This is a genomic window from Providencia sp. PROV209 (assembly GCF_028479485.1).
GTDB classification, from domain to species: Bacteria; Pseudomonadota; Gammaproteobacteria; order Enterobacterales; family Enterobacteriaceae; genus Providencia; species Providencia alcalifaciens.
Map to the genome: position 1 here is coordinate 37,488 of NZ_JAMPNR010000006.1, position 24,108 is coordinate 61,595.

Here is a 24,108-nt window from a genome sequence, read left to right on the forward strand (position 1 = left end):
GAGAGACTCTGTTATGCAAAAGCTGATGTTATCAAACCATTTTTCCATGAAAGGTATCGCAATGAGTTTAGGATTATCCTGTGCACTATTCTCCGTTTCTTCTCAGGCATTGACCGTCTATACCGCGGGTCCGGGGGCGATGGCAAAACAGCTAGCCGCAGGATATGAAAAGCAAACAGGCGTGAAAGTGGATGTTTTTCAGGCAACCACGGGTAAAGTGATGGCGCGCTTAGAGGCAGAACAAGCTAATCCTCGTGCCGATGTGTTGATTTCTGCCTCATGGGATACGGCATTGGATCTTCAGCAAAAAGGGTGGCTATTGGCCTATGAAAGTCCGAATGCCGAAAAGGTGCCTGCGCAATTCAAAACACCATACTATGTGGCGCAAGGGATCTCCGCATTGGGGATCGTTTGGAACAGTAAAAGTGGTACGCCAACACCAACAGATTGGGCAGATCTAGCTCAGCCAGCTTTTAAAGATAAAGTGACGATGCCCGATCCTGCGTTATCTGGAGCATCTTTAGATCTATTATTGGGCTTACAAAATGCAAAACCAGAAGCAGCATGGACACTATTTTCTGAATTAAAAGCCAACGGCATGGTGATTTCAGGACCGAACGCTCAGGCATTGACGCCGGTATTACAAGGTGCAAAAGCGGCTGTATTTGGTGCCGTGGATTATGTGGCTTATGGCAGTATTGCTGAGGGAGAATCTATCGAGGTGATTTTCCCAAGTAGTGGAACGGCAATCGCACCGCGTCCAATGATGATTTTAAAGAGCAGCAAGCAGCAAGAAGAAGCGAAAGCATTCATTGATTATGTACTTTCCCCAGACGGTCAGAAAATTGTGGCAGATGCATGGTTAATGCCAGCAAGAACGGATATTGCAGGGAAACGCCCTGATTTCTCGACACTAAAACTGTTACCTGAACCGACAACTGACAGTACAGAGCGCAGTAGCGTGTTATCTCGCTTTAGCGGCATTTTCCGCTAACGGTTTTTTCTTTCTCGCCGCTGGGTGGCAATGAGCGACCCAGCAGGAGCTGATTTACTGATGATTACACGTCGTTTATTGCCATTTTCGGTATTAATCGCTTTGGCGATTTTAGTGGTTATTCCTTTGATTTTTATTGTGTTACAAGCGCTATTTCCGCATTTTGGGCAAGGGGATTTCAGCCAGATTTTCCAGCCGATTACCCATCTATTTAATGAGCCGGAACTGGCAAGCTTGTTACAAAATACCTTTTTATTGGGTTTAGGCGTGGCGCTGGTGAGTGCTGTTATCGCCATCCCATTAGGGGCTGTGCGTGGCTTATTTAATCTGCCTTTTGCTCGTGTTTGGGATTTACTGTTTTTGATTCCATTTTTAATTCCGCCTTATATCGCAGGGCTTTCATGGATGTTAACCCTGCAACCGAATGGTTATTCTCAACAATTGTTTGGCATTAGCCCCGGTAGCGCACTGTTTTCCCTTGGGGGAATGGTGGTGATTATGTCATTGAATTTATTTCCTGTTCTCTACTTTGCCGTCTCCCGCAGTATGGCGGCAAATGGCAACCGTCTGGCGGATGTGGCACAAGTTCATGGCGCATCCGCATGGCAGGCATTTCTACGGGTGACATTGCCGCTCTCTTTGCCTTCGATTGCCGCAGGTTTATTGCTGGTTTTCACTTTAGCGATTGAAGAATATGGGATCCCCGCAGCAATTGGCTCACCGAATGGTATCCGAGTTTTGACAACCGATATTGAACAACGTCTTGCTGATTGGCCGATTGATTTACCGGGAGCGGCATCGCTGTCGTTGGTGTTAGCCAGTTTGGCGCTATTGGCCTATACACTGCAACGCGCCTTAGTGTCTGGGCGTAATGTGGCGACTAATACGGGCAAAGCCGCGGCATTGGTGACACGCTCTCTGGGTATTTGGCGCATTCCCGCTGTATGTTTGTTTTCTTTCGTAGCGCTTTGTGCGGTTGGTATGCCATTACTCGCCATGTTGGGCACGGCATTTTCCAATACGGTTTCTGGTGGATTGACGCTGGATAACCTAACACTCCGGCATTTTTCTGGGTTGTTAAATAGCCATACGGAAGCCCTCGATGCATTATTGACGAGTGTCTCTCTCGCCACGGCAACCGCGATATTAACGGGGATATTGGGCTTTTTATGTGCATGGCTGGTCGTCGCGCAGCGGATCCGTGGTGCTGCCTTGCTGGATGGGCTCTCGTTACTGCCGATTGCTATTCCAGGCATTGTGGTTGCTGTTGGGCTTATTCTTGCCTGGAATCAACCGTTTTGGCCTGTCTCTCCATACCATACGTGGGGGATTTTATTGCTGGCTTACAGCTGCTTATTATTGCCTTACCCTGTACGTTATTGCAGTGCAGCATTGACGCAAATTAGCGGTAGCTTATCCGATGCGGCACGGGTTCATGGCGCGGGAGTGATGCGCTCACTCAGATTAATTTTGTTTCCGTTAGTCTTGCCAAGTCTCGTGGCTGCGATGATGTTGGTGTTTGCGGTGGCATCGCGAGAGTTAGTTTCCTCGCTGTTACTGGCTCCTGCGGGCATGCAAACGGTATCGATTTTTGTGTGGCGTCAATTTGAGCAAGGTTCGATTGGTAGCGGCATGGCGATGGCATGTCTTGCTGTACTCATAAGCTTGGTCTTGATGCTATGCGCACAATATATTCAGCAGCGGTATAGCCGTTAATTAACCATCCCAAGGGCGATATTCACCTTGGGATGCATGATTTTACAAACTCGATTTAGGAATTGGTGGCGCGAATTGCAGCGCACCCGCGATACGGTTCCAAGCATTAATCGCCCCAATCGCGGAGGTTAGAAACGCAATTTCGGATTCAGCAAATTCATTCTGCAGTGCTTGGTAAACATCATCAGAAACATGCTGAGCAGCCATTAGCGTTAGTGATTCTGCCCAAACGAGCGCAGCTTGTTCGCGAGGCGTATAAATACCGGCATCACGCCAAGTTGGCAAGAGATCCAATTTGGCGGCTTCAATCCCCAATTTACGGGCTAAGTTTAAGTGATATTGCAGGCAAAACGCGCAACCGTTGATTTGGGAAACGCGTATTTTCAGTAACTCAGTAAGTGGTTTTTCAAGCCCTGAATTGCTAACGGCTTTTCCCAGTTCTCCCATCGCTGCAACGACGTCAGGGGCGATTTTTTCAAACTGGTTCCAATCACTTCTTCCAATAATTTCAGGTTTCATTATGTGCTCCAAACGGATAATATAAGAACTCTGATAATAATATTCGAATTCTTACATTATGCGCAAGTCAAAAGTTAATACATCGATGATCCCTGAAATAGGGGAAGGCAAACGTGGTGAATCAGGTCATATTGGCTATTTACTGCGACAGGCTCATGCGGCTCATCGCATTCGCATGGAGCAAGTTTTGCAGGATGTGGGAGTAACGCTTCCTCAATTTTCTGTGTTGTTAATGGTTGCAGAATATCCTAAAGCCTCAGGGGCTGATTTAGCGAGGCTATCATTATTAACGCCGCAGACTATGAGTGTGATTGTGAAAAACCTCGAAAAGGCGGGAATGATCTCTAAGTTGCCGCACCCTGAGCATGGGCGGATCCAAATTATTGAAATAACCCAATTAGGGGAAGCATTATTACGTCAATGCAAAGGGGTTGTTAAGTCCACTGAAAATAGGTTATTAAGTGGAGTGAGTGAATCTGATGAAAAAGTGATCCGAAAATGGCTGGTGGATGTCGCCAAGCAATTTGATATCGACAAAGCCTAATACTCCCTATCTAATACTTCTTATGACGTGAGAGAAAATAATGAAATTCAAATACGCTATTTTGTATGTCGAGAATGTTGAGAAAACCCTCGATTTTTACCAACGAGCTTTTGGTTTTAAAAAATCGTTTCTCCATGAAAGTGGTGATTATGGGGAGCTGGATACTGGCAGCACGACAATTTCTTTTTCTTCGTTAGCATTGATGAATCAACTCGGTAAAGGCGCGGTCGCACCTAACCCTAGCGCCCCGGTTTTTGAGCTGGCTTTTGAGACCGATGATGTCCCAAAAGCGTTGCATCAAGCCGTGAACGCAGGTGCGGAGTTAGTTCAATATGCGCAAGACATGCCGTGGGGGCAAACCATCGGTTATGTGCACGACCTTAATGGCTTCTTGATTGAAATCTGCACCCCGATACAGGGTTAACTCACTATAAATATCGGAATTAGTCGATATACCGAATAACCTATTTTAGTGAAAATACAGCTAATTACGCTAAAAATAAGGATCCTCTATGCAGGGCATGAACCCCGAAACTGTCGACCACTATAATGACATTATGCCAATGATCACCAAGTTGGCTGCACTGTTAAATCCCCATTCAGCAGAGAATGCTGCCACGGATATCTCTTCGTTTGAGGAGGAACTCAACGAGTGGATCAGCGAAGATGAGGAGGGATTTGTGGAAAGTATTGAAGAGGGTGAGGTTGGCTATTTAATGGCGGACCTGATTGTCAGATCAAATATGGGAAATAGCTTTTGGATCGACTGGAAAGACAGCGAGTCTGCGGTGGGTTTTTTGGACAGCGCGCTTGAGTGTGAAGGATTGGATATTCAGTTAGATTTTGCCGTTAAAGACCCTAAAAACGATTTAAGACCAGACCAAATTTTTGTTCGCGCTAATCAGCAATTACAAGGTTTTGGTTACTATTTATTGGGTCTGACTTCCGGTAACGATGCTTACCATGAAATATTAATTCCTTCCGGCATTTTCGAGCCCTTTATGGATATCATGGAACATTTCGACGTGATGGTAGAGCTAAATGACGAGGAAGTCGATTACAGCGAATAACCATAGCAACAAGGGAATACTGTTCGTATTCCCGCCATTTCTGCCTTCTCGTTAAGGTTGATATTTTCACCATTTCCGCGCATTTTCCCGTGTGGCGGTGCTTTTCTTATGAGTTTGGTTTCATATCCCATATTTTCTCGACATATTCTTTGATGGTTCTATCGGAAGAGAAATAGCCCATATTGGCAATATTGCACAGGGTTTTTTGAGCCCATAAGTTAGGTGTTTGATATAACTTATCAACGGCATCTTGGGCTTGGACGTAGGAATGATAATCGGCGAGAAGTTGGTAATAATCCCCGAAATTAATAAGAGAATCGTAGAGAGCATAATAGCGATTTGGATCATTTGGACTGAAAACGCCGGAGACTAGCGAATTCAGCACATCATGGAGATCTTCGTGTTCTTGGTAAATTTTACGAGGGTCATAACCTTGCGCACGGAGTGCTTCAACTTGTTTTGCGGTATGTCCAAATATAAATATATTTTCTTCGCCGACATGTTCGCGGATCTCAATATTAGCGCCGTCTAATGTCCCGATCGTCAGTGCTCCATTAAGGGCAAATTTCATATTGCCGGTTCCTGACGCCTCTGTGCCTGCAAGGGATATCTGCTCAGAGAGATCCGTCGCGGGAATAATGAGTTCGGCTAAGCTCACGCTATAATTCGGAATAAAAATCACTTTTAAGCGATTTTTGATGCGAGCATCATGGTTAATCACTTGTGCGACATCGTTGATTAATCGAATAATCATTTTAGCGTTAACGTAGGATGAGGCTGCTTTTCCCGAAAAGATCACCACGCGAGGCACCCAGTTTTTTTCAGGAAGTCGCAACATACGGTGATAGCGCCCGATCACTTGTAAAATATTGAGTAGCTGACGTTTATACTCATGGATACGTTTGATTTGCACATCAAATAAGGCGTGAGGATCAACGATAATATTTAAGTGATTCGCGATATAACTGGCGAGAGCTACTTTGTTCTCTAACTTGCAGGTTTTTAATCGTTCAATAAATAACGGGAAATCGGTACGTTGTTGTAAGCGTGAAAGTAAAGTGAGATCTGCTCGCCAGTGCTCGCCGATGGTTTCATCTATCAGGCTGGCAAGCGGTTTATTGCATAGCGCGAGCCAACGGCGCGGGGTGATGCCATTGGTGATATTACAAAAACGTTTAGGGAATACTTTGGCAAAATCAGCAAAGATCTCTTGGGTCATTAGCTCAGAATGCAGTTGAGAAACGCCATTCACTCGGTAGCTGCCAACAACGGCGAGCCATGCCATGCGTACATAGCGTCCATGGGATTCATCAATCAAGGAAAGCCGAGTTAATAATTCTGGATTATTAGGGTAACGCTGTTTAATTTTAGTGAGAAAATGGTCGTTAATTTCAAAAATAATCTGTAAATGTCGGGGAAGCAAGCGCCCAAGAAGATCTACAGACCAGCGCTCTAGCGCTTCACTCATCAATGTATGATTCGTATAAGAAAAGATTTTTTCACTCATTTGCCATGCGGCTTCCCATGTATATTCATGCTCATCAATCAGTAAGCGCATTAATTCAGGGATGGCTAAAACAGGATGTGTATCATTGAGATGGATAGCGATTTTATCCGCAAGATTATGCAAGGTGCCATGGACTCGGTAATGAACATCAAGGATGTTTTGTAAGGTAGCCGAAACTAAAAAATACTCTTGCCCAAGGCGTAAAATCTTGCCTGATTCTGTCGAGTCGTTGGGGTATAACACGCGAGAGACATTCTCTGAAAAATTTTTATCTTCAAATGCCGCGGAGTATTCCCCTTGATTAAATTTGCTGATGTTCATTTCATTTGTGGCGTGGGCTGACCACAGCCGTAGGGTATTTGTGGCGTCACAGCCGTAGCCCATCACGATTTGGTCATAGGCGCGAGCGAGTACTTCTTCGGTTTCTATCCAGCGAGTCACCTTGCCTTCTTGCTGGAGACGCCCCGCAAAGCGAACTTTGTAGCTAAGGTTGTAGCGGGGAAATTCCCATGCATTTCCGTATTGTAACCAGCGGTCGGTGGACTCCACTTGTTGTCCATCAATAATGTTCTGTTGAAACATGCCATATTCATAGCGAATTCCAAACCCGACCGATGGGATCTTTAAGGTTGCCAGCGAGTCTAAGAAACAGGCGGCAAGACGTCCTAGACCGCCATTTCCCAAACCAGGGTCATCTTCCTCTTCCAAAATGGCATTCAGTTCAAAGCCCATTTTCTTCAAGGCACCAGCAACATCGTCATACATGCCTAAATTTAATAAGGTATTAGAGAGGGTTCGACCTATTAGATATTCCATGGATAGATACGCGACGGCACGATCCGATTGGGACAGTGAACGACGAATGGCACGTAACCAACGGTCGACCGTTAAATCGCGAATGGCGTAGGAAATCGCATTGAGCCAATCATGTTGTGTCGCAATAATCGGATCTTTACCAATCATAAACTTTAATTTAGTTTGAATTGAATCGACGAGGGCATTGATTCGTTGTTCGCGATTTTTGATGATAAATGGGTCATTCATTTTCCGATCCTCCTACCTGTGGGGCGATTAAACTTTGGTACAACGCAAGGTATTTTTGGGCAGAAGCGTGCCAGCTAAAGTTCATTCGCATGCCTTGGCGACGAACGCGCTTCCAACGAGTGGGTTCATTCCAAAGTGCAAAGACACGGCGAATAGCATCATGGAGTTCGGTGGTTTTTCCATGGTGAGAGCGATAACCGTGGTAGTCATGGAACACAAAACCTGTCGCCGTCCGGTCGGCTAAATTTTCGAGGGAGCAATCTGTGACCGTATCAGCTAGCCCACCTGTGTGGCGAACGAGTGGTAAAGCCCCATATTTCAGGCCGTACAGTTGAGTGAGTCCGCAAGGTTCGTAGCGGCTGGGAACCACCATCACGTCAGCTGCTGCAATCAGTTTATGCGCATGAAGTTCATCGTAGCCAATCAAGACAGAAACCTGTTTGGGATATTGACGGGCTAATTGTTCAAATGCGAGTTGTAAATTGGTATCGCCACTGCCTAATACCGAAAGTTGCCCGCCTTGGTGTAATAGGTCGGGGATCACCTCTAGCAACAGATCAAGTCCCTTTTGGGTACTTAGACGGCTAACGACGCCAAAGAGTGGCACTTTGTCGGTGACGCTGAGCTGATTTTCACGTTGATGAGTCATTTTACAGATGGCTTTACCCAGCATGTTTTGACGACCGTAATTGTGCGGGATCAGAGGGTCAAGTTGAGGATCCCAAACTTGGTAATCCACTCCGTTTAAGATCCCCAAGATACTCTCTTGAGATTGTCTTTGTTTGAGTAAACTGGCAAGCCCGTAACCATATTCAGGGATCGTCACTTCTTTTGCATAGGTGGGGCTAACAAAGGTAATTTTAGAAGCGTAGAACAATCCCGCTTTGAGGTAAGAAATTTGCCCATAGAACTCTAAGCCTTCGGGAGAATAAAACGTATGAGGTAGCTGCAATTCTGGAAAATGGTTGGCAGAAAATAGCCCTTGGTATGCCAGATTATGTACCGTGAAGACACAGGGCACAGGGTAATTTCTGGCGGCGAGATAAGCCGCACAAAGCCCTGCATGCCAGTCATGAGCATGAATAAGTTCAGGTCGCCAAGTGACATCAAATCCACAGGCAAGTTCGCTGCTTATCCAACCTAATAGGGCAAAACGTAAGTAGTTGTCTTGATATTCATGCAGGTTGTTATCGTGGTAGGGGCTTCCTGCCCGCTGATATAAATGAGGCGCATCAATTAAATAGATGCCTACACCATCATAGGTGCCAAAATGTAATGTGATAGGACCAGCAAACGTGTGGATTTGACTACCCACTACTGTGTGAGGAATGGCATCGAGTAACGCAGGAAAACCGGGCAAGACGAGGCGCACATCGGCGCCCTCGGCGATTTGAGCTTGAGGTAGTGCACCGAGCACATCTGCTAAACCGCCCGTTTTGAGCAGCGGAAAAAGTTCTGAGCCAGCATGCAGTATGCGCATAAAACCTCCTTTAGGCTGCAAGATTGTCAAGCATTTCTTGGGTAATCAGGACCACGCCTCCTTCCGAACGATAGAAATGCTGAGCATCCCATAGTGGGTCTTCGCCAACGATTAACTGATTTGGCAGAATACAGCCACTATCGACAATGCAGCGTTGTAAGCGGCAAGCATGCCTGATAGAGACATCAGGCAGGATCACACAGGCATCGAGTTGGCTGTGAGCGTTGATGCGGACATTTTGAAAGATCACTGAGTTAGTTATCTTGGCATCCTCCACAATGGATCCTGCATTAATCAATGTGTTAATAAGCATGGGTGAATGGTGTGTTTCTCCCTGAATAAATCGAGCAGGGGCAAGGGAAGAATGACCTGTTTGAATAGACCAATTAGGGTCATACATATCAAGGGCGGGTTTGGCAGAGACTAAATCAATGTTGGCTCTCCAATAGGCATCGATAGTGCCAACATCCCGCCAATAGGGGGATGCGCCTGCATTAAAATCAGAGTAGACACAGGAGCGACTAAAGGGGTGTGCCCAAGCTTTACCTTGTTGTACCGCTTTTGGGATCAGGTTTTTGCCAAAGTCATGTTCGGTGTTCTGTTGGTCTTGCTCTTCAGCGAGTAGTTGGTACAAATATTGAGCATTAAAGACATAAATCCCCATGCTAGCTAGCGCGGCATAAGGTTTACCCGGAATAGAAGGGGGAATTTGAGGTTTTTCAATAAAATTAAGGATTTGCTCGTCGTCATTAATATCCATAATGCCAAATTCAGAAGCTTGGCTACACGGGATTTCAATACAGGCAACGGTGCATTGGCTGCCTTTTTCGACATGGTCGAGTAGCATGCGAGAATAATCCATTTTATAGATATGATCTCCCGCTAATACAATGATGTATTTGGCTTGGTAGTGACTAATCACATCTAAATTTTGAAAGATGGCATCTGCAGTACCTTGATACCAACCTTTGGTGTGCTGTTTTTGCTGTGCAGGAAGGATTTCAATAAATTCATTGGGTTTGCCATGGAGGAATGACCAATTGTGTTGAATATGCTGAATTAAAGAATGGGAATAGTATTGTGTGAGGATACCCACTCGATAAATACCTGAATTAATACAATTGGATAAAGTAAAATCAATAATTCGAAATTTCCCCCCAAAATGAAGTGAAGGCTTGGGTTGTTTTTGCGTGAGGGCTTTGAGGCGAGTTCCTTTACCGCCAGCCAATATGAGCGCCACAGTATTGTTAGGGAGCTCCTTGGCTAACCATTGACGCGGTATAGAGTTTGGGTAGGAATAAAATGGCGTATTCTCAGGCATATCACTTCCTTAATAAGCGCTTGGCAAAAATCTGTGGCGTTGCATAACCACGAAGGTTTTTGGGGGAATGGGGCTGAGTGAATGATGATGAAAAGGGGCAACAATTTGCCAATCCCCTTGGGGAAGCGTCATCTCATGAGGTTGTTCAGTAAAATTTATGAGTAACAGCCATTGCCCTGACAGTAATACTTGTAGTGGATACGAGTGCTGCCACTGCTCAAGAGTGACCGGCATACCTTGTGCATTCAGCCATTCAACGGTTTTGTTGGGAGCTAAAGAGTGCCACCATTCCCTTGATATAAGTGCGGGAATTTGTTGACGTAAGGCGATCAATTGAGTCGTAAATGCCATCAGGTTCTTATCGGCTTCTTGCCAATTGATCCAACTGATTGGGTTATCTTGGCAATAGGCGTTATTGTTGCCTTGTTGGCTGTGCCCTAGTTCATCTCCTGCGCGTAACATGGGGGTTCCGAGTGACAATAAAAGCAAGCTTAACAAATGTTGCTGACTCTGTTGGCGCTCAACAAGAATCTCCTCTGGGGCATTGAGCCCTTCAAAACCATGATTGTGACTGTTGTTGTGGTCGTGACCATCTTGATTGTTTTCATGATTAGCCTCGTTATGCTTGTGATTGAAACTGACAAGATCCCGTAGCGTAAAGCCATCGTGTGCGGTGATGTAATTAATGGAGACAAAACTAGAATGGTGAGGTTGAAAAAAGCAATCCCGTGAACCGGCTAATCGGCTTGCCAAGATGCCAATAGGAACATCCTGATGCAAAACAATGCGTCGGATATCTTCGCGAAAGCGGTCGTTCCATTCAGCAAAAGGGCTGGGAAATTGACTCAATTGATAGCCATCACTGGCGAGATCCCACGGCTCAGCAATCAGTTTCAGCTGATTGAGTATAGGGTCTTGAGTGATGGCATTGAGTAATGAAGCGTGTGAGTTAAATATTGGTGTTCTTCCAAGCACGCTGGCTAAGTCAAAGCGAAATCCATCAACATGGCATTCAATAGCCCAAAAATGCAGGCAATCCAACACCCATTGAATGGCAGCGGAATGGTCTAATTTCAGGGTATTGCCGCAGCCCGTCCAATCGAGATATTCCCCACGATGATTTAACCAATAATAGGTGGGATTATCTAATCCCCTAAAAGATAAGCAGGGTCCTGAGTCATCGAGTTCGGCAGTATGATTAAAGACGATATCGAGGATAACTTCGATACCTGCGCGGTGTAACGTCTTAACCATATTGCGAAATTCACTTAAGGGTGTAGAGCCTTCGAGCCCAGACCAGTATTGAGGTTCAATGGCAAATGGTGCGAGAGTGTTATAACCCCAATAATTCGTTAATTGACGGGCTTGTAAATGGGGTTCATCAAGATGAAATTGCACTGGAAGTAGTTCAAGTGCGGTGATCCCGAGATTCGTTAAATGCTGAATAATGCAAGGTTGAGCAATCGCGGCGTAGCTACCACGCAATGTTGAGGGAATATCAGGGTGTAATTGCGTGAGCCCGCGAACATGAGCCTCATAAATGACGGTGTTAGACCACGGGGTGTTGGGGCGAATATCATCTCGCCAGTCATAAGGCTCGTGATTAACGATGGAGTAAGGGGATTGCTTATCGGTTAGGGCTCGGCTGTAAGGATCAATCAGTAGGCAATGATGATTGAAACGTAATCCTATTAGCGGCACCCATTTTCCTCTGGCGCGGTACCCATAATGCAGACCCGTTTTTGCTCCAGCTAAATAACCGTGCCAAATGTGGTTATCCCCTTGATGGAGAGGATATCGAGTTTCGTCGCCGAAAGGGTTCAATACACAAAGATCAATGTGTTCTGCATGCTCGCTGTATACCGCAAAATTCACACCATGCTCATCAACATGGCTACCAAGAGGGTAAGGCTGACCTTGGTGAAAATTAAATGTCGTCATTAGTCTGCTCCCGTTTTAAGTACAAGGTGGCGAGAGGAGGGAGAACTAAATTCAGAGAATATTCTTTGCCATGAGAGGCAATTGCTTGGGTTGAAATGGCGCCTCGATTACCCACGTTACTGCCGCGATAATAATGGGAATCTGTATTGATGATCTCTTGATAATGGCCCGGATGGTGCACGCCAATACGATAATTATGTCGAACAATCGGGGTGAAATTTGCCACAACCAGAATTTCATGGTTGTTGGCATCTCGGCGTATGAAAGCAAATACAGAGTTTTGATGATCATCAACGACTAACCATTCAAAACCCCATGAAGAATAATCGAGCTGGTGCAGTGCGCGATAGCGGCGATAGCAATGGTTTAAATCACGAACAAGGCGTTGTACACCCGTGTGCCAGCCATCATGTTCGGGCTCTAATAGGTGCCAATCAAGACCTGTGTCATGGTCCCATTCTCGCTCTTGTGCGAACTCGCCTCCCATAAACAACAACTTTTTACCCGGATGCCCCCACATAAACCCGTAATAAGCTCGTAGATTGGCAAACTTTTGCCATGTATCACCGGACATCTTGTTCAGCAGTGACCCTTTTCCATGTACCACTTCATCGTGAGAAAGGGGTAAAACGAAGTGTTCATTGTGGGCGTAAAACATACCAAAGGTCATTTGTTGGTGGTGGTATTGGCGGTAGATTGGGTCAAGGGACATATAGCTGAGCGTATCGTGCATCCAACCTAAATCCCATTTAAAATCAAAACCTAAGCCCTGTTTTTTTACGGAACTAGTGACGAGGGGAAATGCCGTCGATTCTTCCGCTATCATTAGCGCATGAGGGCAATTTTCTTTGATGATTTGATTGGTATAGCGTAAAAAATCGAGAGCTTCGAGGTTCTCTTTCCCTCCCCATTTATTAGGAATCCATTCTCCCTCTTTGCGGCTGTAATCTCGATAAATCATCGAGCTAACCGCATCGACACGTAACCCATCAATCCCAAAACGTTCAATCCAATACAAGGCATTACCTGCCAAAAAATTAGCCACTTCATAGCGGCTGTAGTTATAAATCAGCGTATGCCAATTTTGATGAATGCCTTCACGAGGATCAGCGTATTCATAGAGTGCAGTGCCATCGAATTGCACTAATCCATATTCATCCGTGGGAAAATGCGCAGGTACCCAATCAAGAATGACCTTGAGGTGATATTGGTGAGCAGTTTGAATCAGATAGAGAAAATCATCCACGCTGCCAAAACGGTAAGTTGGGGAATACAATCCAATGGGCTGGTAACCCCAAGAGCCATCAAAGGGATGTTCGCTGATAGGCAAAAACTCAAGGTGGGTAAAGCCCATTTCGGCGACATAAGGAATGAGTTGTTCCGCCAATTGTCGATAGCTTAGCCAGCCATTATTGTGCTTGTGTCGACGCCATGAGCCTAAATGAACTTCATAAATAGAAATTGGTGCTGATAATGGTGCTGATGCCAAGGTCGACTGTGGCTGAATATATTTTTTAGGCAGTAAGGTCACCACGGATTCTACATGGGGAAACAGCACACTTTTTATCGCGTAAGGGTCTGCTTTTATTCGCCGATAGCCTCGGCTATCTTGCAGTTCATATTTATAAGATTGCCCAATCTGAGCCTCTGGGATGAACCGTTCCCAAATCCCCACCTCATGACGCAATACCATTGGATGAATATGTCCATCCCATTGGTTAAATTCTCCAATAACAGCAACACGTTGAGCATTGGGCGCCCAAACAGAAAAAATCACCCCATCAACACCGTCGAAGTTGATAGGGTGGGCACCAAGACATTCATAGGGACGTAGATGGGTGCCTTCTGCCAGTAGCCAACCATCTATGTCTCGAATGAGTGTGCCAAAGCCATCAGTGTGCTTGTGAATTGTTTGGGTCTCTGCGTCTGAAATATTCGCAGTACGACACCGTGAAGTTATTCTTGGAATAACGTCATAATTTTTATTTGGCAAATAAATAACCTTAAAAAAAGTAAAGTGAGCTGTTTAGACTTTACTTAAATTATTTAATTTGTATTTGATAGGCTTCACATATTTAGCTTTGGATTGAATTTAATTCCTTAAATAACAATGATTTAATTTGTTTTTTAATAGTATTATTAAGTTATCAATTAATAATATTCACCGTAATTAAAATCATTATTTTAGATATATCACCCGACTATGCGCTATTTCAAATTTACGGGTGAAAATATATCTTTAATTACACTGATTATGAGTGGGGTATTTAATTATTCACTTTTCTCTACCTCAAAAATTATTGATTGATAGGGTTGTAAGATAATTTGCTGATTGTGGTCGCTAATTGTCGCCATGTTATTTAAATGTACCTTAGCGTAATTTTGGCGAATAGGCTGAGGCTTATCACTAAAATTACAATAGATATCAATCGAGTGCGAATTTAGCGTTCGACGATAAGCTATCACGGATGCGGGGGCATCAATCGCTGAAAATTCACCGTCTACTAAAATGGGGCTAATGACGGAATGGCGGCGAAGGTGAATTAACTGTTGGTAAAATGCAAACAGTGAATCCGGCTCCTGTTGCTGAGCTGCGGCATTGATTTCAGGGTAGTTAGGATTGACTTTTAGCCATGGGGTTCCCGTCGTGAATCCAGCCTGTGATGCGTTATTCCATTGGAAGGGAGTTCGTGCGTTGTCACGGCTGCGTTGGTCAAAATACCTCATCATAGTGGGCTCGCTGTACCCTTGATGCTTGCCCCATTGGTAAAGTTTGAAGAGGTGGAGGTCATCGTGCTCATCTAAAGTCATTGGGCAGTTAGTCATGCCAATTTCTTGCCCCTGATAAATGAATGGTGTTCCACGCTGAGTCAGTAAGAAAGTGGCCAACATTTTCACCGCAAATGGATTTTTAGCATGCTGGTTTAGAAACTTATTCAGTGAGCGTGGCTGATCATGATTTTCTAAATAAGGCGCACCCCAGCCTACTTGCTGAGTTGTTAGCTGGCTGTTGAAAAATACGGGTTTTAAACGCTCAGCGGTGATTGGAGAAATGGAAAAAGGAGGCTGCTTTGCAATATCGAGGTCTGCAATACTAAAGTCGAATACCATGGAAAATGCGCCATCTTCACCGATATAGTCGACTAAGTCATGTGGAGGAACATCAATTTCGGCAACGGTCATGACATTGGCGGGATGGAACGTTTGGCAGGCGAGTTCCTTTAAAAAATCATGGATCCCTGGCTGATTGACGACCCAAGGAACTAAAGAGGCGGAACCATCTTCGCGATCTGCAGGGAATTGATGAGGTGAAAGTGCTTCAGTGGATTTTTTAATATTTCCAATGGCATCAATACGGAACCCTGCAACACCTTTGGCTATCCAACGATTAATCATCTGAATAATTTCTTTGCGTAATTGTGGATTTTCCCAGTTGAGATCAGGCTGCTCAGGACCAAACGAATTAAAGTACCAGCGCGTGCTATTGGGAACCTGCGTCCAAACAGGGCAATCAAAATACGTCCGTAAATTATTCGGAGGTGTAGGATGATCCCACTCGATAAATTGATAGTAACCTGCATACGGGCTTTGAGGATCGGCAAGTGCGGCTTTAAACCACGGGTGTTGGTTAGAAGAGTGATTGAGCACCAAATCTAATAGTATTTTAATCCCTCGCTGCGCGGCTTGACGTATCAGTTCATCAAGGTCGTCGTTATCGCCAAAAATGGGGTCGACACAATCATAGTTAGCAATGTCATAGCCATTGTCTTTCATTGGCGATTCAAAAATAGGGCACAACCAAATGACGTTAGCGCCCAAGAATTGGATGTAATCGAGCTTGGCGGTGATACCCGCCAGATCGCCGATGCCATCGCCATTATAGTCATAAAAGCTTTTTGGATAGATTTGGTATACCACAGCGGATTTCCACCATGCTTGAGTCATTTGCGTTCTCCTTAATCAAAACGAGGTAACAGTAAGGTGATTTAAATATAGGCAATGTGTGTTTTTGTGCGATACATCATTGTTTTTCGAAATGCAAATGCAAACTAATATCATTAGCGCTATGTTTCATGTAAGATATTCGCCATCTTCGGGTCATGGGTAACGTGGCTAACGATAATCACATTGAAAGGTGGAGGAATTTAGATGTTCGCAAAATCATTAGTTTCAGGGTTTGCCTTATTATCTGTTGTTGCATTAGCTGGCTGTGATGACGCTAAGCAAACACAAGGTGCGGCACCAACAACTGAGCAGCAAACAACAGAAAAGCAATCAACTGAAAAACAAACGATTGTCGTAGAACATGCTCAAGGCAAGACTGAAATTCCTAGCCACCCACAACGTGCATTTGTGATGAACATGGAAACGCTAGATATCATTGATGCGCTAGGTATTCCGGTAATTGGTGTCCCACAAACTAACGCCCATTTTCCTAAATTTTTAGAAAAATATAGCACCTCAGAATATGTTAATGGTGGAAGCTTATTTGAACCTGCATATGAAACGATCAGCAGTGCAAAGCCTGATGTGATCTTAGGTGGTAGCCGTGCTCGTGATGCTTACGATAAATTAAACGGTATCGCACCAACTATTTCTTTGGATATTGATAACAAACATTTTATTGATAGCCTGATTGAACGTACGACTCTGCTGGGTTCTTTATTTGGTAAAGAAGCCGAAGCGGATAAAGTCGTGACTGACTTCAAAAACAAAATTAATGATATCAAAGGTAAAGCCCCAAGTGCGGGTAAAGCCATGGTGATCTTAGTCAGTGGCGGTAAAATTTCTGCTTACGGTCCAGGTTCTCGTTTTGGCTTTATTTTTGATGTATTAGGTTTTGAACCAGCTTATGTCTTCACAGAAGATACTGGTCGTCACGGTAATATCGTGAATTCAGAATTGTTATTAAAACTGAACCCAGACTGGTTATTTGTGATTGACCGTGATGGCGCTATCGGTGCAAAAGATGCACAACCTGCTGCGGATGTATTAGACAACGCATTAGTGAGAAAAACGTCTGCATGGCAAAAAGGACAAGTAGCTTATTTAGATTCCTCATCAGTCTACATTGCGGGTGGTATCCAAACTTATTCCCAGTTAATGGATGATGTAAACAAAGCTTTAGAGAAGAACAAAACGAATTAATCAATGAAAACGCTTTATCTTTCTTTTGGTATTCTCGCGTTATTGGTATTAGCGGTATTAAGCTTGTTTATTGGAGCGGGTGACGTGTCACCCGTTTCGCTTTTCACCGATCCCGAGATGCAAGATATCTTTTTTGTGAGCCGAATTCCTCGCACTGCCGCGCTGATCCTCGCTGGGAGCGCCATGAGTGTCGCGGGGCTCATTATGCAGTTACTCACGCAAAACCGCTTTATTGAACCTTCCCTTGCCGGTACAACACAATCCGCAAGCCTTGGCTTACTGTTCGTGATGATCCTCTATCCAACGGCCTCTATCATGACCAAAATGGTGGTTGCGAGTGGTTTTGCGTTGTTAGGTACCGCATTGTTCATGCTGATTTTACGACGGATTATTCTGAAGTCCGCCCTGATTGTCCCTTTAGTCGGCATTATGCTTGGGGCTGTGATCAGCGCACTCACTATTTTTACCGCGTATTATTTTGACTTGCTTCAGTCTCTTAGTGCATGGATGAGTGGCGATTTCTCTAGTATTTTGCAAGGTCGCTATGAGCTGCTATGGCTGGTTGGTGGCTTGACACTGGCTGCTTGTTTAATCGCAGATAGCTTCACTGTGGCAGGTATGGGGCGTGAGTTTTCTGTTAACGTCGGCTTAAATTATCAAAAAGTCATGACCATCGGGTTATCTATCATTGCATTGATCAGTGGTGTCGTGGTGGTGGTGGTTGGCGCATTACCTTTCTTAGGATTGATCGTACCGAACCTTATCAGCTTAGTGATGGGGGACAATATTCGTAAAACTATCCCATGGATCTGCTTAGCTGGTGGTGGACTGGTGCTGTTATGCGACATTATTGGTCGCTTAATTCGCTATCCGTTTGAAATCCCTGCAAGCGTGATTCTAGGTGTTGTGGGTGCGGTTATCTTCCTTTATCTCTTGTTAAAGCATCAGCGTTATGGAAAAAGTTAATTCATTAAGTTTGCCCGTGAAGAGAACCTTCTCACCCATGCAGCGTATTGGTCTTTTGGCTGCGCTGTCGGTGCTGTCGATCATTCTGTATATGACCATTAATTTGGGCAGCAATTTAGCTTACATTCTGCCTCATCGTGGTTATATCGTACTGACGATGATTATTGTGGCGTTTGGCTCAGGTGTTTCGACGGTTCTGTTCCAGACTATCGCGAATAACAAAATTCTTACCCCGTCTATTATGGGTTTAGAGGCACTGTTTATTCTGCTGCAAACTATCTTTGTGTTTTATACCGATAGCTTCCCGGCATCATGGTTATTGAATATTGGTAAGTTTTTGCTGGAATCGTCGCTGCTCGTTATCTTCTCTGTGCTGCTGTATCGCTGGTTATTTATCTCCGTCAAAATGAATATCAACCTTGTTTTGATGGTGGGGATTATTCTCGGTACGCTGTTTCGTAGTGTGGCGACGTTGCTACAGCGCTTAATGGATCCTAATGAGTTTTCCATTCTACAAAGCCGGATGTTTGCGACATTCACTAGAGGTACGCCTGAGCTGATTCTCTTCACACTCGTGATTACGGTGATTGTGGGAATTCTACTCTGGCGCATGCGTTACTGCTTCGATGTGTTAGCACTGGGGCAAGCCAATGCGGTGAACTTAGGGATTAACTATCGCCAGCAAGTCACGGTCATTTTATTGCTGATTTCTGTCTTAGTGGCGATTTCTACCGCGCTAGTGGGACCACTAACATTTCTCGGGTTGATGGTAGCAAACTTGGCTTACTATATTGCAGGTAGTAGTCAGCATCGTTATTTACTGCCCGTCTCTTTCTTGCTGGGTGTCATCGCTTTAGTCGGTGGGCAGCTGGTTCTTGAATATGGATTAAATAAAGCCGGAACTCTGTCTGTGGTGCTGGAGTTTGTTGGCGGAATATTCTTTATTTATATGGTGTTAAGAAGGTTTTAGTATGATTGAAATTCATCAGATATCGAAAAGTTATCAAGATACTAAGGTCTTAGATAACGTCACTGCCAGTATTAAAAATAGTGGTGTTACTTCAATCATTGGTCCAAATGGTGCAGGAAAATCAACGCTATTATCGATCATTGGTCGCTTATTATCGGCGGACCATGGTTATGTCAAAGTAAACGAACTCGATGTGTCGACAACACCTAGTGACAAGCTTGCAACCTGCTTATCGGTGCTTCGCCAAGAAAACCAGTTCGCTAGCCGTTTAACGGTGGAAGAGCTGGTGGGTTTTGGGCGCTACCCATATACCAAAGGGCGCCTAACTCTGGATGATAAAAAGAAAATCGATGAGTCTTTGGCGTTTTTGAATTTAACCGAATTTCGTCATCGTTACCTTGATGAGTTATCGGGTGGTCAGCGCCAGCGTGCTTACGTGGCGATGGTATTATGCCAAGATACGGAATATGTGCTGCTAGATGAACCGCTGAATAACTTAGACATGAAGCATGCGGTGATTATGATGAAATTATTGCGCCGTGCTGCTGACGAGCTGGGTAAAACCATCATTCTGGTGATCCACGATATTAACTTCGCTTCCGTTTATTCGGATTATATTGTGGCGCTGAGAAATGGGCGTTTATCTTATCATGGTGCACCGGAAGAGATCATGAAGTCTGAGATTTTAGAGGAAATTTTTGATACGCCTCTTGAAGTCAAAGAGCTCGATGGGCAACGTATCGCACTGTATTACTAGTGATATCCGCTCCAATAGGCGATATTGGAGCGGTGTTTTATTGTGGCGGAATAGTAATATCTTCGTCGCTGTCTAATTCATCAAGTGGCTGAAGAATTTCCAAGCGTTTGATGCCATCTGCATTTACCACTAACCGAGCCAGCTCATTGTAAGCTTTTTTATTCATGATGACGCGGCGGCAAAGGTAGATATGGTAAACCTTCTCGCCAATGATGGCTGGCTCATCATCGTTAACCATTAACTCTTCATAGCTAATATCGATATATTTCAGGAAATCCGAAATATTGACCCGCGTAATATCCACAATGGAAGATTGAGTCTGCATAAACGCCGCGGAGTGGCTGTGCAGGGTTACATCTTTTCGATAATACAAAATGTCTTCAACCCGCTGCACATTGATCAAATTTACCCAGTGGGATTTTTGGCGCATCTCGTGAATGTCGGGTGAGAGGGTGCTCTCTTTTAGAAAACGGAATGACTCTTTACATATCCCGACGGGCTCTTTGACGCCTTCACGATAAATACGTAGCTGGCGGTCGGGTATCCAACGTTGGAACAAACGATACAGTTGTTCACGTCCAATCTCTTTTAAACGGTCTTTAAAGATATAACCAATGACCATTGCCAAGAATAAATTCGCGCTAAGTGCCCCATATTTTCCTTGCCACATAAATGCAATAAATGTAGCGAATACCATCGAAATTGCGGCGGCGATACCATAAATTGAGTGTAAAAGTAGAGGGAGTCCTCGCTTATGACGAATGTCTAAATAGAGGTAGCGGTTAATATATTTCTTCAGCAAATTGCGCCGATAGGTCACCATTTCTGCATCATTTTCATCGTGAGGAAAGTTATCGGGAGCCAGCTTTTTCAGATAACGCATTTCTTGATACCACAGATGACGAATTTCATCGCGCAGAGGAAGTTGTTTCTCTTTTAATAAATCGTGCAAGTAAAACAACGTGTAATGAGACATAAATTCATCGCAATACGCGAATGCGTTAGAGTGAATAATATTTTCAATCGGAGCGGTGTAAGTACTCAGTTCACGATAGCGCTTAAGCCCATGCTCAATGTCGGCTAATAACCCCGTTATGTACTCTTCAGTTTGCCTCTGCGCGTTTTGAGCGACCATTTTTAGCGTGAGTCTGACACTACGCTTAAAGGTAAGCGCGAAGCGTTTTAGGTGGTTTTCGTATTCATCTAATGTTGGGGGTAATTCTGGGTCGAGTCGCTCTAACCAGCTTTTTAATTCATCGACTAATCCATTCTCTGCGGGGATAGAGGACAATTGAACCGTAGGTGCCCGTAAACGAATATAGTTTTTTAAACTGCGCTGAAGGTTTGAGGCAGTGTAGAGATCAGGGTTAACTTGCATCGATGCAGGAAGAAAAAAGAAAGTCTCAACTTGGTATCGGATCTCTTTGGATTTTCGAGGAAAAAAAACCTGCTGTTTGATTTCAAACTGTTTTTTTCCATGGATCTTCAGAGATTCTTTAATCATATTCTTCCTACTGGTGCTCAGTATGCCCTAACTGTAAGTATATAGGCGGTGAATTCGATATAAGTATTTATCAAAGAAGAATAATAGTAATGGGAATAAAAGAGAAAGGAAACAAAAACGGCCGCTAAGGTTTACTTCCAAGCCAAAGCGGAAATAAATAGTCGGCCGTTTTAGGAATTCGTTGTCAGTTAAAAATTATTTTTTAGCTGCTGGACGAACTGCTGTAACTTCAATTTCCACTCTCCAAGCTGGGTTAGCCAGTTTAGCGACTTGGAAGGTAGAGCGAGCTGGCAGATTAGTCACTTTTTCAGTTTCATAGAACTTGTTGTAGCCAGCCATGAAGCCAGCGAAGTCCATAGTTCCTTTAGTTTCGTCACCACCCACTAAGAAAACTTGCATTTTAACAACGTCATTCATAGTCAGACCCATTTCTTTTAGGTTTGCTTGAATTTGGTTCAGGACGCTGAGTGTTTGCGCTTCGGTATTACCGTAAGATTCTAAAACGCCTTCTGGAGCATCTTTAGAGATTTTAGCAGGGACTTTTCCGCTCAGGAAGATGATGCTGTTACCTGCGCCGATTTCTACGGATTCAGCAATTGGAAAACCTTTAACTGGAACACGTTTCACATCATCTGCTGCATTTGCAGTTGCTACACCTAAAACTAAAGGTAAAGAAAGCAGTAAAGTTTTGTAGCTCATAATAACTCCATTATATATGTGAATAAGAACCTATTAAGACTGTTAAGTATTTAATAGGTTCAATTTAATAGTGTTTCGTCTTAATTAGTTAAAACGAGACAGTTTATAAGGCGTCGGATCGATAAAGGTTTTTTCATCCATTAACAATTCAGCCGTTAATCGACCAGCCGCCGGGCTTTCAGTCATACCCCAACCAGTCGCGGTATTGATAACCAGACCTGGGTATTGTTCAACTTTAGAAATGATTGGAATCTCATCATCAGTCGGAGAAACAGTGCCACCCCAACGCTCGACAACTTTAGATTCTTTAAATACTGGGAACTCTTTTCTCAGTCTTTCCAGCACGCCATCTAAATGTTCATTGTTTGGTGTGTTGGTTGCTGTACGGAACTCTTCAAATGGTGTTTTCTCGTCTAAGTTCCAAGATGTTGCCATTGTGAATGAGTTGAACAGGTCTTTACCAAGAGAGAATTCTAATGGTAATTCACCACCGCCTAATACGTGCAGGAATCTTGGCCCTAACAGGAAGCTGTCTTTCACGATAGAGCTGGTGAAGATACGTGGTGCAACTGCGTAAGTACCGTCTGCTTGTTCACGGAAGTGGATACCGTTTGGCAGGTGAACGTTACCTTTTGGTGCGCCTGGAACACCAGTAATACGCTGTTGAGACAGGTAAACGTTCAGAGTAGGGACATCAACACCTAAGTTACCCATGAACAGACGTGACCAGATACCACCAGTCAGAACGACTTGAGAGGTTTTGATTGCGCCTTTTTCAGTCACAACGTCAGAAATTTTACCGCCGGCGGTTTCTAAGCCACGAACTGCGCAATTTAGGTAAATTGGAATGCCAATTGATTTTGCGTAGTTAGCCATTGCTGGGGTAACAGTTTCTGGGTCAAGACTACCAGAATCTTCTTCAAAGCCACCAATTTTCCATGGAGTTTGAGCATCAACCAGACGATTAGCCAGTTCTTGACCTTCGATCATACGGGTTCTCAGCGGGGTATCGAAACCTGGGTTTTCAGACGCAGATTTGATCCACGCTCTTGAAACTTCCAGATCTTCTTCGCTTGAAGGAACTTCAACACGACCTTGAACGCGGTAGCTGGTATCAGCGCCGATTTTTTCGTTCATGCCGAGCCATTGAATTTTTCCGTAGTGGTGTAAAGGGAAAATAGCTGGGGAGGTTTTGTAGCTGATGATTTGGCTATATGCACGGCCAGATTGTTCACCGCCCACAACACCTTTTTCACAGATAACAACGTTTAAGCCACGTTCTTTCAGGTTAATCGCAGTCATGATCCCTTGAAGACCCGCTCCGATAACTACTGCATCAGCTGACGCAGGTAATTTACCTTCTGTACCAGCAACCGCAGGTACGCGAGACTGAGTAGATTCAAAACGACCTTCTCTGCGGATCATAGGGACAACAGCTGCGCCCCCAGCAATCACACCAGCAGCACCAACCCCTAATAATAGTTTTCTTCTCGAGATTTTCATCTATAACCTCAATAACAATCTTGTTTTTTATATAGTAAATAATTTCAAATTGAGATAATGATCTTATCATATATTTTGAAATTGTTAAGTATGGTTAGTACTTGTTAATAAATTTGAGTGAAATGTATGAATGAATTATTTGATCTGGTCAGTGTTGTTGGGGGTTTGTCGCAATTTGGCTTATTTTTTAAATAGCATAAATAGTGAAATTTAATTGTTAATGTCAGAAAAAGTGTACAGGTGTAAATAGATTTATTTTAGATAAGTTAATTATTTCGTTGGGTGGGTTGGAAAAATATTAAATAATCATTCTTAGTTGATTATGCTAAATTTTGATTAAGTCAGATTATTTTTTTTGAGACATAAAATAAATATTAAGTTAAATTTTTTAGTTATTTAATCATCACTTGATGTATTTTCAACCA

At 44.0% G+C, this 24,108-nt stretch carries 19 protein-coding genes; 9 read left to right on the forward strand and 10 right to left on the reverse strand.

Annotation, left to right across the window (positions count from 1 at the left end):
• Positions 1 to 13: 13 nt before the first annotated feature.
• Together PR795_RS06205 and PR795_RS06210 are read left to right on the forward strand one after the other, a co-directional pair.
• Positions 14 to 994: an ABC transporter substrate-binding protein gene (locus PR795_RS06205; RefSeq protein WP_409372368.1), complete on the forward strand. Its 981-nt coding sequence runs from the start codon at positions 14 to 16 to the stop codon at positions 992 to 994.
• A gap of 30 nt (positions 995 to 1,024) precedes the next feature.
• Positions 1,025 to 2,710 carry an ABC transporter permease gene (locus PR795_RS06210; protein WP_232373733.1) on the forward strand — a complete coding sequence of 562 codons (1,686 nt, stop codon included), beginning with the start codon at positions 1,025 to 1,027 and terminating at the stop codon, positions 2,708 to 2,710.
• Between the two features lie 42 nt (positions 2,711 to 2,752).
• On the opposite strand, the gene PR795_RS06215 is transcribed toward PR795_RS06210, so the two are convergent.
• Complete coding sequence (locus PR795_RS06215; protein ID WP_272516735.1) at positions 2,753 to 3,229, reverse strand: carboxymuconolactone decarboxylase family protein; 477 nt, start codon at positions 3,227 to 3,229, stop codon at positions 2,753 to 2,755.
• A 58-nt stretch (positions 3,230 to 3,287) separates the two neighbouring features.
• On the opposite strand from PR795_RS06215, the gene PR795_RS06220 reads away from it, so the two are divergent.
• The 3 genes from PR795_RS06220 (at position 3,288) to PR795_RS06230 (ending at position 4,843) form a co-directional block, all read left to right on the forward strand.
• The gene (locus PR795_RS06220; RefSeq protein ID WP_036967549.1) at positions 3,288 to 3,773 is read left to right on the forward strand and encodes a MarR family winged helix-turn-helix transcriptional regulator; all 486 of its coding nucleotides are present in this window, start codon (positions 3,288 to 3,290) and stop codon (positions 3,771 to 3,773) included.
• Positions 3,774 to 3,813: 40 nt separating this feature from the next.
• Complete coding sequence (locus PR795_RS06225; protein WP_181480335.1) at positions 3,814 to 4,197, forward strand: VOC family protein; 384 nt, start codon at positions 3,814 to 3,816, stop codon at positions 4,195 to 4,197.
• 88 nt (positions 4,198 to 4,285) lie between these two features.
• Positions 4,286 to 4,843, forward strand: coding sequence for a DUF6630 family protein (locus tag PR795_RS06230; protein WP_154601370.1), 558 nt, complete (start codon positions 4,286 to 4,288; stop codon positions 4,841 to 4,843).
• A 106-nt stretch (positions 4,844 to 4,949) separates the two neighbouring features.
• On the opposite strand, the gene glgP is transcribed toward PR795_RS06230, so the two are convergent.
• The 6 genes from glgP to PR795_RS06260 all read right to left on the reverse strand — a co-directional run bounded on the left by glgP (position 4,950) and on the right by PR795_RS06260 (position 16,081).
• Positions 4,950 to 7,394, reverse strand: a complete 2,445-nt coding sequence (gene glgP, locus PR795_RS06235) for a glycogen/starch/alpha-glucan family phosphorylase (RefSeq protein ID WP_036963323.1) — start codon at positions 7,392 to 7,394, stop codon at positions 4,950 to 4,952.
• Positions 7,387 to 8,874, reverse strand: coding sequence for a glycogen synthase GlgA (glgA, locus tag PR795_RS06240; RefSeq protein WP_272516736.1), 1,488 nt, complete (start codon positions 8,872 to 8,874; stop codon positions 7,387 to 7,389). Before glgA ends, glgP begins: the two co-directional genes overlap by 8 nt.
• Positions 8,875 to 8,884: 10 nt before the next feature.
• Positions 8,885 to 10,195, reverse strand: coding sequence for a glucose-1-phosphate adenylyltransferase (gene glgC, locus PR795_RS06245; protein ID WP_272516737.1), 1,311 nt, complete (start codon positions 10,193 to 10,195; stop codon positions 8,885 to 8,887).
• A 9-nt stretch (positions 10,196 to 10,204) separates the two neighbouring features.
• Positions 10,205 to 12,136, reverse strand: a complete 1,932-nt coding sequence (gene glgX / locus PR795_RS06250; protein ID WP_272516738.1) for a glycogen debranching protein GlgX — start codon at positions 12,134 to 12,136, stop codon at positions 10,205 to 10,207.
• Complete coding sequence (gene glgB, locus PR795_RS06255) at positions 12,123 to 14,129, reverse strand: 1,4-alpha-glucan branching protein GlgB (RefSeq protein WP_442959998.1); 2,007 nt, start codon at positions 14,127 to 14,129, stop codon at positions 12,123 to 12,125. The genes glgX and glgB overlap by 14 nt, the downstream gene beginning before the upstream one ends.
• Positions 14,130 to 14,407: 278 nt before the next feature.
• Positions 14,408 to 16,081: an alpha-glucosidase gene (locus tag PR795_RS06260; protein WP_272516739.1), complete on the reverse strand. Its 1,674-nt coding sequence runs from the start codon at positions 16,079 to 16,081 to the stop codon at positions 14,408 to 14,410.
• Between the two features lie 204 nt (positions 16,082 to 16,285).
• Between PR795_RS06260 and PR795_RS06265 the strand changes: the two genes are divergently transcribed.
• Genes PR795_RS06265 through PR795_RS06280 form a run of 4 tightly spaced genes read left to right on the forward strand, consistent with a single transcriptional unit; the run spans position 16,286 to position 19,977 of the window.
• Positions 16,286 to 17,284 (forward strand): siderophore ABC transporter substrate-binding protein, encoded by a 999-nt coding sequence (locus PR795_RS06265; RefSeq protein ID WP_006658470.1) that lies wholly within the window; start codon positions 16,286 to 16,288, stop codon positions 17,282 to 17,284.
• 3 nt (positions 17,285 to 17,287) lie between these two features.
• The gene (locus tag PR795_RS06270) at positions 17,288 to 18,250 is read left to right on the forward strand and encodes an ABC transporter permease (RefSeq protein ID WP_006658471.1); all 963 of its coding nucleotides are present in this window, start codon (positions 17,288 to 17,290) and stop codon (positions 18,248 to 18,250) included.
• Positions 18,237 to 19,220: an iron chelate uptake ABC transporter family permease subunit gene (locus tag PR795_RS06275; RefSeq protein ID WP_006658472.1), complete on the forward strand. Its 984-nt coding sequence runs from the start codon at positions 18,237 to 18,239 to the stop codon at positions 19,218 to 19,220. Before PR795_RS06270 ends, PR795_RS06275 begins: the two co-directional genes overlap by 14 nt.
• Position 19,221: 1 nt before the next feature.
• A complete protein-coding gene (locus PR795_RS06280; protein ID WP_006658473.1) occupies positions 19,222 to 19,977 on the forward strand; it encodes an iron ABC transporter ATP-binding protein in 756 nt (251 codons plus the stop codon).
• A gap of 37 nt (positions 19,978 to 20,014) precedes the next feature.
• On the opposite strand, the gene PR795_RS06285 is transcribed toward PR795_RS06280, so the two are convergent.
• From PR795_RS06285 to PR795_RS06295, 3 genes are all read right to left on the reverse strand, one after another.
• The gene (locus PR795_RS06285) at positions 20,015 to 21,481 is read right to left on the reverse strand and encodes a hypothetical protein (RefSeq protein ID WP_006658474.1); all 1,467 of its coding nucleotides are present in this window, start codon (positions 21,479 to 21,481) and stop codon (positions 20,015 to 20,017) included.
• A gap of 195 nt (positions 21,482 to 21,676) precedes the next feature.
• Positions 21,677 to 22,180: a RidA family protein gene (locus PR795_RS06290; protein ID WP_006658475.1), complete on the reverse strand. Its 504-nt coding sequence runs from the start codon at positions 22,178 to 22,180 to the stop codon at positions 21,677 to 21,679.
• Positions 22,181 to 22,264: 84 nt separating this feature from the next.
• Positions 22,265 to 23,683 carry an NAD(P)/FAD-dependent oxidoreductase gene (locus tag PR795_RS06295; RefSeq protein ID WP_006658476.1) on the reverse strand — a complete coding sequence of 473 codons (1,419 nt, stop codon included), beginning with the start codon at positions 23,681 to 23,683 and terminating at the stop codon, positions 22,265 to 22,267.
• Between the last annotated feature and the right edge of the window lie 425 nt (positions 23,684 to 24,108).

Coding starts and splice junctions, on each gene's coding strand:
- PR795_RS06265 (WP_006658470.1), top strand. CDS start 16,286: ATGTTCGCAAAATCATTAGTTTCAGGGTTTGCCTTATTATCTGTTGTT.
- PR795_RS06280 (WP_006658473.1), top strand. CDS start 19,222: ATGATTGAAATTCATCAGATATCGAAAAGTTATCAAGATACTAAGGTC.
- PR795_RS06215 (WP_272516735.1), bottom strand. CDS start 3,229: ATGAAACCTGAAATTATTGGAAGAAGTGATTGGAACCAGTTTGAAAAA.
- PR795_RS06295 (WP_006658476.1), bottom strand. CDS start 23,683: ATGAAAATCTCGAGAAGAAAACTATTATTAGGGGTTGGTGCTGCTGGT.
- PR795_RS06220 (WP_036967549.1), top strand. CDS start 3,288: ATGCGCAAGTCAAAAGTTAATACATCGATGATCCCTGAAATAGGGGAA.
- PR795_RS06285 (WP_006658474.1), bottom strand. CDS start 21,481: ATGATTAAAGAATCTCTGAAGATCCATGGAAAAAAACAGTTTGAAATC.
- PR795_RS06225 (WP_181480335.1), top strand. CDS start 3,814: ATGAAATTCAAATACGCTATTTTGTATGTCGAGAATGTTGAGAAAACC.
- glgA (WP_272516736.1), bottom strand. CDS start 8,874: ATGCGCATACTGCATGCTGGCTCAGAACTTTTTCCGCTGCTCAAAACG.
- PR795_RS06270 (WP_006658471.1), top strand. CDS start 17,288: ATGAAAACGCTTTATCTTTCTTTTGGTATTCTCGCGTTATTGGTATTA.
- PR795_RS06210 (WP_232373733.1), top strand. CDS start 1,025: ATGAGCGACCCAGCAGGAGCTGATTTACTGATGATTACACGTCGTTTA.
- glgC (WP_272516737.1), bottom strand. CDS start 10,195: ATGCCTGAGAATACGCCATTTTATTCCTACCCAAACTCTATACCGCGT.
- glgX (WP_272516738.1), bottom strand. CDS start 12,136: ATGACGACATTTAATTTTCACCAAGGTCAGCCTTACCCTCTTGGTAGC.
- PR795_RS06260 (WP_272516739.1), bottom strand. CDS start 16,081: ATGACTCAAGCATGGTGGAAATCCGCTGTGGTATACCAAATCTATCCA.
- PR795_RS06290 (WP_006658475.1), bottom strand. CDS start 22,180: ATGAGCTACAAAACTTTACTGCTTTCTTTACCTTTAGTTTTAGGTGTA.
- PR795_RS06205 (WP_409372368.1), top strand. CDS start 14: ATGCAAAAGCTGATGTTATCAAACCATTTTTCCATGAAAGGTATCGCA.
- glgP (WP_036963323.1), bottom strand. CDS start 7,394: ATGAATGACCCATTTATCATCAAAAATCGCGAACAACGAATCAATGCC.
- PR795_RS06230 (WP_154601370.1), top strand. CDS start 4,286: ATGCAGGGCATGAACCCCGAAACTGTCGACCACTATAATGACATTATG.
- PR795_RS06275 (WP_006658472.1), top strand. CDS start 18,237: ATGGAAAAAGTTAATTCATTAAGTTTGCCCGTGAAGAGAACCTTCTCA.